The organism is Methanococcus voltae PS, from assembly GCF_024807035.1.
GTDB lineage: Archaea > AGJL01 > Methanococci > Methanococcales > Methanococcaceae > Methanococcus > Methanococcus voltae.
The window spans coordinates 192,259-206,742 of record NZ_JANUCQ010000001.1 but is presented as its reverse complement, the minus strand read 5'-3'; the positions used below and the strand labels follow the sequence as shown (position 1 = coordinate 206,742).

Genomic DNA, 14,484 nt, shown 5'->3' with positions numbered 1-14,484 from the left:
TTTACTGTAAATTGTAAATTAATATGCTTTAGAAATTTTAAATTAATTATGTTATGCGTCATTTTTTTGTATTCTTTATTTTATAAACCATTTAGTATGTTAATTAGTATAATTATTTTAATTATCTTGGCTATCTTAGTTATTTTTAATTTTAATTCCATTTAAGATAAAATAATATAAAAATAAAGCATTTTAAGAATATAATATTAATTAATTCCTGAAATAATACTTATTTTTTAATATGTAATACAATATACTCCCTGATATCAATATTATTATGATATCTGATGCAATTACACTGTATTTCATAAATTCTAAAATCATTGCACTTTCAGCTGCAGTTGCTCCCGCCAATAATTCAGCTTTCATATCTGCAGGTACTGTGTTCAATAATGAATCAGGTATTGCGATAACCATAACTAAATTTATTAGAGAAAACAAGATTCCATAAGCATTCCATGCAAGCACTCCTTTTTCAGCCCATTTCTTTGCAGAATAGATTCCATATGCAAGTATTGTCCAAATACCAAACACTAATATATTTATTGCAATTGCAGGCATTCCTTGAACAAATCCGGTTAATAATCTAGGTTCAAGGTATGCCATGGCAGTAGCAGTGCCCATTAATGCAAAAACTGATGCTAATACGTAGTACATAAATACAAATTTCATTCCTAATTTCATTTCCTTAAAATTCTCTAACATAATTACCCTCTTCAAAATTATTAAATGATTATTAAATGATTATTAAATGATTATTAAATTATTATCATATTATCTGTTAGCTATTCTATTCTAAATTTAAATCGTCTAAACCTTCAAAATCTTTTCGATTTTTATTTAATTCATTTCGAATGATTTGTCCGTCTTTTAATTCAACTTGCGTATTTGCATATTTTGCAAGATTTAAATCGTGCGTAATCATGATTATTGTTTTACCAGATTTCCACAATTTTTGTAATATTTTTAAAACCTGAGTACCTGTTTTACTATCTAAAGCACCGGTTGGCTCATCTGCAAGTAATATATCAGGATTACAAGCCAAAGCTCTCGCAATGGAGACTCTTTGTTGTTGACCTCCTGAAAGTTGGGTCGGTAAATTTTTTATACGGTCCCCTAAACCAACCATCTCTAAAACGCGTATTGTCCTTTTTTTTGCGTCTTTATCGTTTACGTCTTGGAACTGTAAGGGCAACATAACATTTTCGAGTGCACTCATACTTGGTATTAAATTATACTGCTGAAATATGAAACCAATTGAACGACCCCTTAATTCAGACAAGTTAGATTCTGAAAGCTTGGATATATTTTTATCGTATAAATAAACGTCTCCTTCGGTAGGTATATCCAAACAACCTATCATATTCATCATGGTTGATTTACCACTACCTGATGAACCAATAATTGCTACAAAATCTCCTTTTCGGATATCTAAGTTAATATCTTTAAGTGCCGTAACTTTATAATCCCCCATGGGATATATTTTCCATATGTTCCTTAAAGAGATTATAACTTCAGAATCTTCTTTAATATCAGCTTGTACAGTATTTTGAATATTAGTTTGAATAGTATTTTCAGTACTACTTACGGTTTCAATGGTTTTTTCGTTATTTTCCATTTTATCCCCAAATAGCGGTTGTAAATTAAAGTTTATGTAAATTTTGTATAAATTATATATCACATAATTAATGATATATCGTATTTTAATAGTTTAAAATTAAATTTTATGTTAAATTAAATCCAAAATTTGGACAATAATAATATATGCACATAATATATAAAATTAATTAGGTAATATTCGATAATGACAAATAAACGTAAAAAATAAAAAAATATACTATATAAATAAAATAAACTAAAATAAAATTAAAATAAACTACGATAAACTACAATAAAATCATTAGCGAATAGATAAAATCTTTTATAAAAATTATAGTTGTATTTGTAAAAATAACGACAAAACATGTGAAACAATTCACGTAAATATATAATTATAAAACAGCATTTTTAATTGGAACAATTAATTAGATATTAATTATTAATAAATTTTAATTATTAAAAGTCATTTTCTATTATTAAATGATATACTTCATTACGGAGTAATTTTAATACCATTAGGTCCTACTCTATTAAACATTTCGTACACCTCCAATCTCTTGTAATTTTTATAGTATAACGTATTATACTTCATTAATTGTTAGCTTTAATACCTTTGAGTCCCGTTCTGGAAAACATTTTTTTACACCTCCAATCTCTTGTAATAATAGATTAGTGTTTCTAGTATATATATTTAACTACACTTAAATTTATTAAGTACAATTAAAGATATATTATTATTCAGGAATAAGACTATATATCAAAACTTGTAAATATTAATCAATTAATACTCAAAAATAAAAAAATAAAAAAATAAATTAGTAAAACTTAAAAAAAGATTAAATTAGTAACACTTACGTATTTGATGGTATATATGAAAGAATTTAAAGAATTAAAAAATAATCCTATGTATTATTATTTAATACCGTTATCCATCCTGGCTACAATAGGTTTGCAAATATGGAATACATTATTTAACAACTTTGGGGTGGATATCGTAGGTATCAATGGTTTGCAGGTTGGTATGATTCAATCTATTAGGGAGATACCAGGATTTCTAACATTTTTAGTAGTTTATGTGTTAATGGTAATAAAAGAACATAGACTAGCTGCGTTATCTATAGTTATTTCAGGAATTGGAGTTGCATTGACAGGTTATTTCCCATCTGTAGAAGGTTTAATGTTTACAACATTTATGATGTCATTAGGATTCCACTTTTTCGAAACCACGAATCAATCTTTAACTTTACAACATTTTACAAAACGTCAAGCCCCTTTAATGTTTGGAAAAATAAAAAGTCTTTCTGCGTTGGGTAATATAATAATTGGAATTATAATTTGGTTTACCGCATCATATTGGTCACTGAAATATAATTATTTGGTACTAGGGTCAATTATAACACTTGGAGGGCTATATCTATTATTGAATTCTCCAAATGTTCCAGAAACTCCCCCTCAAAAGAAAAAAATGATGATAAAGAGCAAATATTGGCTTTACTATGTGCTTAATTTCCTTAGTGGTGCAAGAAGACAAATATTTATGGTTTTTGTATTGTTCTTATTGGTTGAAAAATACCATTTTAGCGTAATACAAGTAACTACATTGTTTATAATGAATAATATAATTTCATTTTTGGTTTACCCGAAAATTGCCAAATATATTAACGTATATGGCGAAAAAAAGATGTTATCTATTGAATACACTATGTTAATATTTGTATTTCTTATATATGCCTTTGTAGAGAATCCATTAGTTGCCGCTCTTATGTATATCGTGGACAACTTTTTCTTTAACTTTGCAATAGGTATAAATACATATTTCCAAAAAACAGCTGAACCGGAAGACATTGCGCCTTCTGTGGCGACAGGATTTACAATAAATCACATTTTAGCAGTTTTAATGCCCTTAATTGGTGGTGCATTATGGCTTGTAAACTGGAAAATACCATTTGTTATCGGTGCAGTAATTTCTTGTATTTCATTATTATTCGTACAAAAAATAAAATACGCTAAATAAAATATTTATTAATTCTTTTTTATTATATTTTTATTATATTTTATTTTTTTTAAATTATAATATGACGCTAAATTAGTATCATAATTCATTATTTTGAAGATTCAAAGCTATTATATTTTGTAATATCGTTTAAAAAAAAGATATATTTTTAAATTAAAGGCTAATCAGTTAAATTTTAGCATATATCTAACCATAAGGATAATTAGACGCCTAATATTCTTATAAACATTCTTAAATTAAATGATAAAATATATAAAGATATAATAACTTATAATATAATAGGGACGTAATTAAAATAAGTAAATTAACTAGAATAATCGAATAATTTAATACCTAATTAATAACATAGTTGGAAAGTCTAATTTGGGAGGGAGGCGGGCACTACATCATAGCCATAACTATCAAATCTATGCTGTTTTAAGTTAGACTGTTTTAACGGGGATGGGAAACACGGTGTTATAAGGGGTTGTACTATAAATGATAATCTTTTTGGGGGAAAAGAATATCATTTAGTTTTCTCATTCATCACATTCTTTTTTATTTTTTAATAAATTTAACAAAATAATAATTCAAAAAGTTTTAAACATAGTTTTTTAAATATTTATAATATCGAAATATTTAATTATACGAAGTAAAAATCTTTATATATTTCCTATTAGTCATATATATACCGAAGTGGTTACAATTGACCATCTAAATTTTTTTAAAATATTACTTATTACTAACTTAATAAAACTTACTAAGTAAAAAAGCTGAAATATTGAGAGGTGCTATTATGGCAAGTCCAAACCAAGGTGTATTACCTGAAAATATGAAAAGATACATGGGTAGAGATGCTCAAAGAATGAACATCTTAGCTGGTAGAATAATCGCTGAAACAGTTAGATCAACATTAGGTCCAAAAGGAATGGATAAAATGTTAGTTGACGACATGGGAGACGTTGTTGTAACAAATGACGGTGTAACAATCTTAAGAGAAATGAGTGTTGAACACCCTGCTGCTAAAATGTTAATCGAAGTAGCAAAAACACAAGAAAAAGAAGTTGGAGACGGTACAACAACTGCTGTTGTTACAGCTGGTGAATTATTAAGAAAAGCTGAAGAATTATTAGACCAAAACGTACACCCAACAATTGTTGTTAAAGGATACCAAATGGCTGCTCAAAAATGTCAAGAAGTTTTAAAAGAAATTGCTTGCGAAGTAAGCTCAGAAGACAAGGAAATCTTAACAAAAATCGCAATGACCTCAATCACTGGTAAAGGTGCTGAAAAAGCTAAAGCTAAATTAGCTGACATCATTGTTGATGCTGTATCTGCAGTAAGTGAAAACGGAGAAGTTGAAAAAGACTTAATCAAAATTGAGAAAAAATCTGGTGCTTCAATCGATGAAACCGAATTAGTTAAAGGTGTTTTAATCGACAAAGAAAGAGTAAGCGCACAAATGCCTAAAAAAGTTGAAGGTGCTAAAATTGCATTATTAAACTGTGCAATTGAAGTAAAAGAAACTGAAACAGATGCTGAAATCAGAATCACAGACCCTGCAAAATTAATGGAATTCATCGAACAAGAAGAAAAAATGTTAAAAGACATGGTTGTTGAAATCAAAAACGCAGGAGCTACAGTATTATTCTGTCAAAAAGGTATCGATGACTTAGCACAACACTACTTAGCTAAAGAAGGAATCATGGCTGCAAGAAGAGTTAAAAAGTCAGACATGGAAAAATTAGCAAAAGCTACAGGCGCTAACATCATTACAAACATCAAAGATTTATCAGCTGAAGACTTAGGTGATGCTGGAATTGTAGAAGAAGAAGTAATTTCCGGAGACAAAATGATTTTTGTTAAAGAATGCAAACTTCCTAAAGCGGTTACCATGTTAATCAGAGGTACAACAGACCACGTTATCGAAGAAGTAGCTAGAGCTGTTGACGATGCTATCGGTGTTGTAGCATGTACAATCGAAGACGGTAAAATTGTTTCAGGTGGAGGTTCAACAGAAGTTGAATTATCTATGAGATTAAGAGAATTCGCTGAAGGAATTGACGGAAGAGAACAATTAGCTGTTAGAGCTTTCGCTGATGCTTTAGAAGTAATTCCAAGAACATTAGCTGAAAACGCTGGTTTAGACGCTATTGAAATCTTAGTTAAAGTTAGAGCTGCTCACGCAAGTAACAACAAATGCGCTGGTTTAAACGTATTCACTGGCGAAGTTGAAGATATGTGTGAAAACGGCGTTGTTGAACCATTAAGAGTTAAAACACAAGCTATTCAGTCAGCTGCTGAATCAACAGAAATGTTATTAAGAATTGACGATGTAATTGCTGCTGAAAAATTAAGAGGAGCTCCTGATATGGATATGGGAGGAATGGGCGGAATGGGCGGAATGCCTCCAATGATGTAATTGATTTAATATGATTTATTTAATTAAATATCAATTATATTTTTAATTCCATTCTCTTTTTTTTTATTATTTTTCGATACATAGTACCATTAACCGATTTTATTTGTGATATTATAATATAATAGCAAAGACAATATACTTTTTTATAAAATTTTATAGAATTTACAACTTAATCAATTTTATTTGTGATATTATGAATTTAAATGCTTCAAAAATTTCAGTTTCTATAATTGGTGGAACCGACGGTCTTGGAAAATGGTTTGCCAAATTTTTAAAGGATAGTATTAAAAAAAATGACAATTTTAATTTTGAAATAACAGTTACTGGCAGAAATAAGGAAAAAGGTACGGCCGTAAGCCAAGAACTTGACTTAAATTATTGCTCTGACAATGTTGAAGCTACAAAAAACGCTGATATTGTGATAATAGCTGTTCCTATTAGTCATACTCTATCAGTTATAGAAGAAGTAGCCCCACATGTACAAAAAGGTAGCATATTAATGGATATGACTTCAGTTAAGGAAAAACCGTCTTTAAAAATGATGGAATTTACAAAAACTGGTGTTTCTATTATTCCGACTCACCCAATGTTTGGACCTTCAGTGCCTTCAATTGCTGAACAAGTTGTAATTCTCACACCTGTTGAGAGGTGCGATAATAAGCACTTTGAGAAAGTTAAAGAGTTCTTAGAAAATGCTGGGGCGAAAGTAATCGTCGTTACCCCGCAACAGCATGACGAAATTATAAGCGTAATTCAAGGTTTAACTCACTTTGTCCATATTTCATTAGGCTCTACACTTAGAGAGCTTGGCGTAAGTATAAAGGACTCTCGGAATTTTGCATCCCCGATTTATGAAATGATGATTAATATGGTCGGTAGAATCGTGGGACAAAATGCAAATTTATACGCTGATATTCAAATGAACAACGATAGAGTTACCACTGTTCATGATACTTTTATAAATGAATGTATTAAATTACGTGATACAGTTCATAATAAGGATAAAAAAGCATTTATTGAGGATATGGAACTAACCTCTGCTTACTTTGGTGAAGAAACTAAAAAAGGCTTATATTATTCGAATAAAGCCGTTAATGCGATAGTTAATGAGAATATGGCGCTCAAAGAATCTATTGGTAAAGAAATTACTTTAAAGCATATTTATACGGGTAAAATGTATAATGGAATCCTAAATAATATTATTGATGATAAATTAATTCTTAAAGACCTTAATGATAAAAAAGAATATGAATTAAATATTTATGAATTTAATTTACTATAACTTCACTATTTTATTTTTTATTAGTTTATTTTTTATTAGTTTATTTTTTATTAGTTTATTTTAATCATTGTTTTGATTTTAATTGAACGTATAATTCTTCAAATAACTCTTCTTGTAACAAATCTATTTTACCATCATTTGCCAAATATAAAGATGGTAGAAAGTTTTTTATAACTTTTTCCCGAGTATCAAATTTTTCTTGGAATATAAAATTTCCATCCTTTGAATTCCCTAATTCTTCAATTATATAATCCATAATATCTGAAATATCGTCTTCTTCAACCATTTCTTCGATTAAGTTATTTAAATTGGTTGCAATGGTACTCGGAGATTGAGTTCTTTTTTTTCTCGGTTTTTTGGATTTTATTTTATTAAGTTCGGATTGTAACGTAGTTATAAGCCCGTCTAAAGTTACAGTAGTTTGTTTTGTAGAGTTTTCATTTGTTTTTGGGTCTGTTAGTATAGGGATAGGTTGAGTTTCCAAATCATTGTAATCTTCATCCATTCTATCATCTTCGTTGACTACTTCGTCCTCTTCTTCGTCATCAAAAGCATTCTCGCACTCCCCGTATAAAATTTCAGATTTCATCCTTAGCAAAATACTAGCCACTAAAACGACATCTGCGGAGAGCCTTATATCAAATTTTCGTAACTCTTTAATCGTTTCCAAATATTCATTTGCAATATCTGAAATATTGATATTCCAAGGGTCTACTTGCTTTTTAGAAATGTTTTCTTTAATAATCCGTACCCATAACTCAAATTCCATAAAATCCCCTAATTTCCATATTTGTTTACCCATTATCCTTAAATAGGTTTAAATCGTGTTCAGCTATAGATTATAGCATTATAGCATTATAAAAACGCACCGAGTATAGTATTTACAATTGTACTATTGAATAACCAGAAGATAGTGAATACTCCGAAAACTCCTATCCATATACCTTTATTCCAGCTTAATACTTTTGAACCGTCAAATGGTGGAATAGGAAGCATATTAAACCATGCTAGTGTTATATTTACTAAAAAGCCCATGATTCCTAAATTCCATAAGTATATATTTTGTATTTTTACGCCCAAAATTAACGGGATTAAGAATATAAATGCCAATCCAAAGTTTATCAAAGGCCCAATTATTGAAATTTTGCCATTTTCCTCGTGGGTAAGGTAATCCTTACTTATATAAACTGCACCAGGAGCTATGAACGTTATTCCAATTAATATTTTCAATATTAAGGCTATTGCTAAACCTTCATACCAAGCCCTGTATTCACTCCAAGCGCCGTAATGTTTTGCTACAGTCCTATGGCCTAGTTCGTGAAATATAAACCCAGTACCTACAGCTATTAAAGCTATTAATAAGTTTATCAATCCTGCTTGGCTTAAATTTAATGGCCATGCGAATATAATTGCTATTGCAAATGTTGAAATTAATATTTCTTTAATCTCTTCTGCGCTAAAATCAAAATAATTCATTATTTCACCGTGTAAATGTGTAAATTTATTTAGATTAATTTTAAATTTTATATTTTCATATTTCCTTATAGTATATGTTAATATTTGTTAATATTTATTAATATTTATTGAAGTATGGTGAATAATAAAAATTTAACTAAAAATAAAAAAATCTAAAATAAAAATGGATAATAAAAAATGGATAATAAAATAAAAATAAAATTAAAAATAATATTTTAGATGCGAATCATATTTTCAAAATCAATGGATACACTATCGCCCGATTTAATATCAAAATCCTCATCACAAATACATTTTAAATTTTTATTGTTGTATGAGACACTTACTGTTTTATAGTATCCAAAATCAATAAAACCATTTACAATTCCATATTTTTGGTTGTTTAAATTAGTACTAGTACTTTTAGGAGCATTGGTATTTTCAACAGCTTTAATTTTAACATTTTCAGGAGAAATTGCCAATTTTGTATTATTTTCAGATACTATATTATAACCTAAAAATTTAGCAATCTTTTCATTTTTTGGCTTTTTAAATATCTCTTTTGTTCCAAAATCATTCAATTCTCCGTCAATTACTATGGCGATATTTTCCCCCAAAGTCCTTGCCTCTACAAAATCATGCGTAATATGAATTACAGGGGTTAATTCACTTATTTTCTTCAATTCGTCCATTACAGTATCTTTAATGTGTATATCCAATGCTGAAGTAGGTTCATCGAGTAATAAAAGTTTAGGATTTAACACCAAAGCTCTTGCTAATGCAGTCCTCTGTTGTTCCCCACCACTGAGTGTTTTTGGCGTTCTTTCTAATATATGGGATATATTTAAAAATTCTGCAATATCCTTTATTTTTTTATCGGCAGTTAGCTTACCAATGTTCCGAATAGTCATTCCATATTTTATATTCTTATAAACGTTCATATTTGGGAATAATGCGTAATTTTGAGGTACATATCCAAAATTTCTGAGTTCTGGTTTTAAATCAGTTATATCTTCATCATCATAATAAATTTTACCGTTATCTACATCCAAAATTCCTGCGATACACTGAATAATTACGGACTTTCCAGCACCACTTGGACCCAAAATTACACAATATTTGTCACGCAATTCAAACGAAACATTTTTTAATTGAAATTCTTTCCATGACTTGGATACATTTTCTAATTTTAACATCCTTACACCAAATTAACCATTATAAATTTAATTAATGCAATACATTATACAAACACATGCCATATCGCTATTATTTTCTAATTTTAATTTTATGTATTATCCTTATTATTATTTAGTTCTTATTTAGTTCTTATTTTTTATTTCCTTTTAATTTTTAACTTTTTTATGTCTTACAAGCCTAAATATTGTAAATAACAATATGCTTACAATAATCATCAACACAGAAATTGGTTTTGAAGCGGATAAACCGAATTGGTTGAATCTATCCATAATGAGTACAGGTGTTGTTTTAGGGAAATAAGCAACTATTAATATTGCACCTACCTCACTTAAGCCTCTTGCATATGTCAAAATACTTCCAGAAACTAAGTTATTCTTTATAATCGGTAAAGAGACGTTAAAAAACGTTTTAAATCTGGATGCGCCCAATGTTCTTGAAACGTGTTCTAATTCCTCGTCCACCATTTCAAAACCATCTCTTGCACTGTTTATCATAAATGGGATTCCTACGTATAGCATTACTGCTACAATCCCCCAAAAATTATCCACTATTTTTAAACCAGCGTTAGTTAAAAATTCGCCGATAGTGCTCCCATAAAAGAATGAAAGTATCATAATACCCACTACGGAGTGAGGTATTGCCATAGGAATGTCAATTATACTTTCAATTAAACTTTTACCTTTAAAGTCATTTCTTGCAAAAATATACGCTAGAGGCACACCAAATACTAAAGCCAATAACGTACTCATTCCTGCTGCTTTTAAACTTATTTCAAGTGATTTAATAACTTCTTTATCCATTATAGCCCCTGAAACGTCTCCAGGATTTAATAACATAGTTATCAAAGGCAATGAAACAAACAATAAAATAAATATCGATGCGGACAGGAATACCATGTAAAAACTTTTATCTATCTTCATATTATCACAAATAAAGGGAATAAATTAGTACTGTAAATAATGCTTAATGTAAATTTTGTTAGGAATATAATATAAATAAATCGAAATATATTTGCGTAACTATTTTTAATAATATAATTTTTAAACTATATGAAAGTTTAGTATTTATAATTAATTTTAGTGGTATTTTAACAGGATATAATTAATAATATTATTAAATACATTGATTATATATAAAATAAAAACTAAGATAATTAACTGGCTAAATTAAATATTAAATAGTCTAATAACTAATTTAATAAATAATTGAAATATTGCTATAACAAATAACTAAATAATTACTTTAACAAATATTTAACAAATTAAGAATAAATAAATTAATTGGATTACTAAATTTAAATTTGGTGATATATTGCACTTTGTTGATGTTTTGACAGTTGGGAAAGATTTATTAAAAGCGAACAAAAAAAATGCCGATAAGAACAGAAATTTATTAAAAGAAAACAATGTCGTGGCTTTTGACTTTATGGGGGCAATTGGTAGTGGTAAAACATTATTAATTGAAAAATTAATTGAAAATCTAAAAGGAGACTATAATGTCGCTTGCATTGCAGGAGATGTAATTGCAAAATTCGATGCTGGTAGAATGGAAAAGCATGGCGCTAAAGTAATTCCATTAAATACAGGCAAAGAATGCCACTTAGATGCACACCAAATCGGTCATAGCCTAGGAGACTTAGATTTAAAAGACATAGATATCGTATTTATTGAAAATGTGGGTAATTTAATATGCCCTACAGATTTTGATTTGGGAACTCATAAAAGAATAGTTGTAGTTAGTGCCACCGAAGGTGACGATACTGTTGAAAAACACCCTGAAATATTTAAAACAGCTAATTTAACAATTATTAACAAAATAGACCTTGCTGAAGCAGTTGAAGCAGACCCTAAAAAGATGGAAGCTGATGCAAAAATAATAAATCCTGAAATGGATGTTTTATTAACTGCCGTTAAGAAAGATATTGGATTTGATGAAGTTGCTAACTATATAAGAACTAATATCAACGAAAAAAGAAACTAATTAGTTGCTAAACTAGCATACTATTTTTAATTTTTTAATCATTTTAGTTTATAGTTTAAAATTTAGTTTTAAAAAATAATTAATTTATATATTTAAATTAATAAATATATTCGCCTAAAATAAAAATGGTGGACCTAGCCGGATTCGAACCGGCGACCCTCGCCTTGTAAGGGCGATGTCATAGCCAACTAGACCATAGGTCCTCTTTTGCTTATTTATTGTTTGCAATTATGTGAATATTCTATTTATAAAATGGTGGACCTAGCCGGATTCGAACCGGCGACCCTCGCCTTGTAAGGGCGATGTCATAGCCAACTAGACCATAGGTCCCATTTATTTCATCAAATTAATTGCAAAATAACAAAGGCAATTATAGTATATAAATGTTTCGGTTTTGTCTATATAAATAGCTATTCAATGTATAACCGAGATATTTAGACATATTATGATTAAAAATAAAATAAACAATACATAGTCGGATTAAATAAAAATATATAAAGTTTGGAGTTAGATATTATGGATATGGACTTTAATTTGAAAAATTTTGAAAATTATGAGAAAGATAGAAATAATATCATTGATGATGCCAGTTGTGCTAAAAATTTAAAAAAGGAATCAAAAATAAATTTAAAATCAGACTCCAAACTAAACGAAATTATTGAAGAACTTAAAGCTTTTAAAAATGAAAAAAACGATGCATTGGGTGCAGGTAACGGATATAAAGGCGATTCTATTGTTGTTGATTTTACCGAATATAACCCATTACATAACGGACATAAATATTGCATGGATTTTGCAAAGAAATTTGGAATATTTATCTGTGTTGTTCCTGGACCTCTTGAAAGAAGCGGTAGGGGGGTTCCTTATTTATTAAATCGTGAAATACGTGCTAAAATGGCAATTAAAGCAGGTGCAGACTTAGTTGTAGAAGGTCCACCAATGGGAATTATGGGCTCAGGTCAGTACGTACAGTGTTTAATTAGGATGTTTTATAAATTAGGGGGCGAAGTGATACCTAGAGGATATATAGAAGAGCAAACAATGAATAAAGTAATATCCTGCATTATAGATGGGCACCATATAAAAATAAAGCCCTATAAAATATCCTGCATAGAAACAGGTGAAGTTTTAGGGGAAAAATTAGAAATAGACAACTACGTAATAGCTTCTATGTCATACACCATTCATAAACTTAGAAAAGTACTTAATAACTACGAACCAAAATTCAAATTTTTAGAACGAATTGAAGGTATTAGTGGTACAAAAATACGTGAAGGAATTTACAATGGAAATTTCGATATTTTAAAAAATATGGTTCCAGATACTACGATTGAGATTATTGAAAACCTATTCAAAAATTATGGTATGGACGAAATAATTTTAAAAAGATACGAAGATAGGATTTTAGATACTGTTAATAATGATAAATACGATATTCGAAATATAATTCCCGAAAAAATGGCTAATACAATACATTCTCGTTCAGAACATTACGAAAGTATTGAAGAGCTTAAAAAAGCACTGCCTTACGGATTTACTAAAAATAGCAATGATAGAACACTTACAAAATTAGAGGCAAGAATAAGTAGCGAAGATATTTCCAATTATATTGAATACTACCCTAGAAATGTAAAAATTCTTGAAAACTCTTTAGACTATGAATAGGTAAAATTTTAATATAATTTAAACATAAATTAACAATACACTAATGCAATTTAGCAGAATAATAGCAAGTATTTTATATATAAAATTCCAAAGATAAATAAACTAATACATAGTTAAAAATATTTAGACATACTTAATATAGTTAAATAAATTTGAATATTGAAAATAAAATAGTATAAGATTAAAATAGAAATGATTTATTTAATATTTTTTATTTTTATTTTTATTTTTTATATTGTATTACTTTATTTTTATATAGGGTTAAGAAGAAATAAAATTGATTTTATTTCGCTTAATCGAACTAAACACGGTGAAAAGAATGGTATTGTTACTTATAAGGGGAGACAGCTACGAAAAAATAAAAAACGCCTTAGCAGATGTACATAGGCACGCTAAACTAACGATTGTTGGAAAACCAAGAATCATGGTACCAGAAGCTGCTGATGAAATTTTAGAATACATCGTTGGAAATATTAAAAAACCTTGTAAAAAAGCTTGTCTTGTAAAAATTGAAGAGAATGCCCCACGTTCAATCGACAGGATTAGGAAAATACACCCTCCTGCACACATTGTAATACTTAGCGAAAGACACGAACCTTATTCTTTCTTAATTGACGATTTTCCTAAGATGCCCATGTTAAAAGGATACTATAAAAGTAAAGCCATACTTGATAACGAAGATGAAGAAAACGGTAAAAAATCTGAAAAATCTGAAAAAAATACAAAATCTAAACAAAAAAATAAAGGTAACAAAAAATAATAAAAATAGTAAATAAACTAAGTATATTATTTTTTTAATATTATAAGTTTTTAGAATATTAATATATTTTTGTATAATCAAATATTATAATTATTATAATTATTATAATTATTATACATATTACAATTGCA

12 protein-coding genes and 2 tRNA genes are annotated in these 14,484 nt (G+C 28.5%); 6 read left to right on the top strand and 8 right to left on the bottom strand.

The window, feature by feature from the left end; all coding sequences use genetic code 11:
• Positions 1-210: 210 nt before the first annotated feature.
• Entirely contained in the window at positions 211-705 is a 495-nt protein-coding gene (locus tag M2325_RS01015; protein WP_259050580.1) for a hypothetical protein, read from the bottom strand.
• Between the two features lie 85 nt (positions 706-790).
• Positions 791-1,474, bottom strand: a complete 684-nt coding sequence (locus M2325_RS01010) for an ABC transporter ATP-binding protein (protein WP_245314098.1) — start codon at positions 1,472-1,474, stop codon at positions 791-793.
• A 987-nt stretch (positions 1,475-2,461) separates the two neighbouring features.
• Here M2325_RS01010 and M2325_RS01005 point away from each other — a divergent pair.
• The 3 genes from M2325_RS01005 (at position 2,462) to M2325_RS00995 (ending at position 7,296) form a co-directional block, all read left to right on the top strand.
• Positions 2,462-3,613: an MFS transporter gene (locus M2325_RS01005; protein WP_209590169.1), complete on the top strand. Its 1,152-nt coding sequence runs from the start codon at positions 2,462-2,464 to the stop codon at positions 3,611-3,613.
• A 775-nt stretch (positions 3,614-4,388) separates the two neighbouring features.
• Complete coding sequence (gene thsA / locus M2325_RS01000; RefSeq protein ID WP_209590168.1) at positions 4,389-6,014, top strand: thermosome subunit alpha; 1,626 nt, start codon at positions 4,389-4,391, stop codon at positions 6,012-6,014.
• A 193-nt stretch (positions 6,015-6,207) separates the two neighbouring features.
• A complete protein-coding gene (locus tag M2325_RS00995; protein ID WP_259050578.1) occupies positions 6,208-7,296 on the top strand; it encodes a prephenate dehydrogenase/arogenate dehydrogenase family protein in 1,089 nt (362 codons plus the stop codon).
• A gap of 64 nt (positions 7,297-7,360) precedes the next feature.
• On the opposite strand, the gene M2325_RS00990 is transcribed toward M2325_RS00995, so the two are convergent.
• From M2325_RS00990 to wtpB, 4 genes are all read right to left on the bottom strand, one after another.
• Positions 7,361-8,065: a segregation/condensation protein A gene (locus tag M2325_RS00990; protein ID WP_209590166.1), complete on the bottom strand. Its 705-nt coding sequence runs from the start codon at positions 8,063-8,065 to the stop codon at positions 7,361-7,363.
• An 86-nt stretch (positions 8,066-8,151) separates the two neighbouring features.
• Entirely contained in the window at positions 8,152-8,772 is a 621-nt protein-coding gene (locus M2325_RS00985; protein WP_209590165.1) for a site-2 protease family protein, read from the bottom strand.
• Between the two features lie 215 nt (positions 8,773-8,987).
• A complete protein-coding gene (locus tag M2325_RS00980; protein ID WP_209590164.1) occupies positions 8,988-9,947 on the bottom strand; it encodes an ATP-binding cassette domain-containing protein in 960 nt (319 codons plus the stop codon).
• 147 nt (positions 9,948-10,094) lie between these two features.
• The gene (wtpB, locus tag M2325_RS00975; RefSeq protein WP_209590163.1) at positions 10,095-10,868 is read right to left on the bottom strand and encodes a tungstate ABC transporter permease WtpB; all 774 of its coding nucleotides are present in this window, start codon (positions 10,866-10,868) and stop codon (positions 10,095-10,097) included.
• A gap of 391 nt (positions 10,869-11,259) precedes the next feature.
• On the opposite strand from wtpB, the gene hypB reads away from it, so the two are divergent.
• Positions 11,260-11,928, top strand: a complete 669-nt coding sequence (hypB, locus tag M2325_RS00970; protein WP_209590162.1) for a hydrogenase nickel incorporation protein HypB — start codon at positions 11,260-11,262, stop codon at positions 11,926-11,928.
• Positions 11,929-12,054: 126 nt separating this feature from the next.
• Here hypB and M2325_RS00965 read toward each other — a convergent pair.
• Together M2325_RS00965 and M2325_RS00960 are read right to left on the bottom strand one after the other, a co-directional pair.
• Positions 12,055-12,131 (bottom strand) — tRNA-Val (locus M2325_RS00965).
• A 50-nt stretch (positions 12,132-12,181) separates the two neighbouring features.
• A tRNA-Val gene (locus M2325_RS00960) sits at positions 12,182-12,258 on the bottom strand.
• Positions 12,259-12,444: 186 nt separating this feature from the next.
• On the opposite strand from M2325_RS00960, the gene M2325_RS00955 reads away from it, so the two are divergent.
• A complete protein-coding gene (locus M2325_RS00955; RefSeq protein ID WP_374759651.1) occupies positions 12,445-13,593 on the top strand; it encodes a nucleotidyltransferase family protein in 1,149 nt (382 codons plus the stop codon).
• Positions 13,594-13,912: 319 nt separating this feature from the next.
• Positions 13,913-14,353 carry a DUF356 domain-containing protein gene (locus M2325_RS00950; protein ID WP_209590161.1) on the top strand — a complete coding sequence of 147 codons (441 nt, stop codon included), beginning with the start codon at positions 13,913-13,915 and terminating at the stop codon, positions 14,351-14,353.
• The last annotated feature ends 131 nt before the right edge of the window (positions 14,354-14,484 follow it).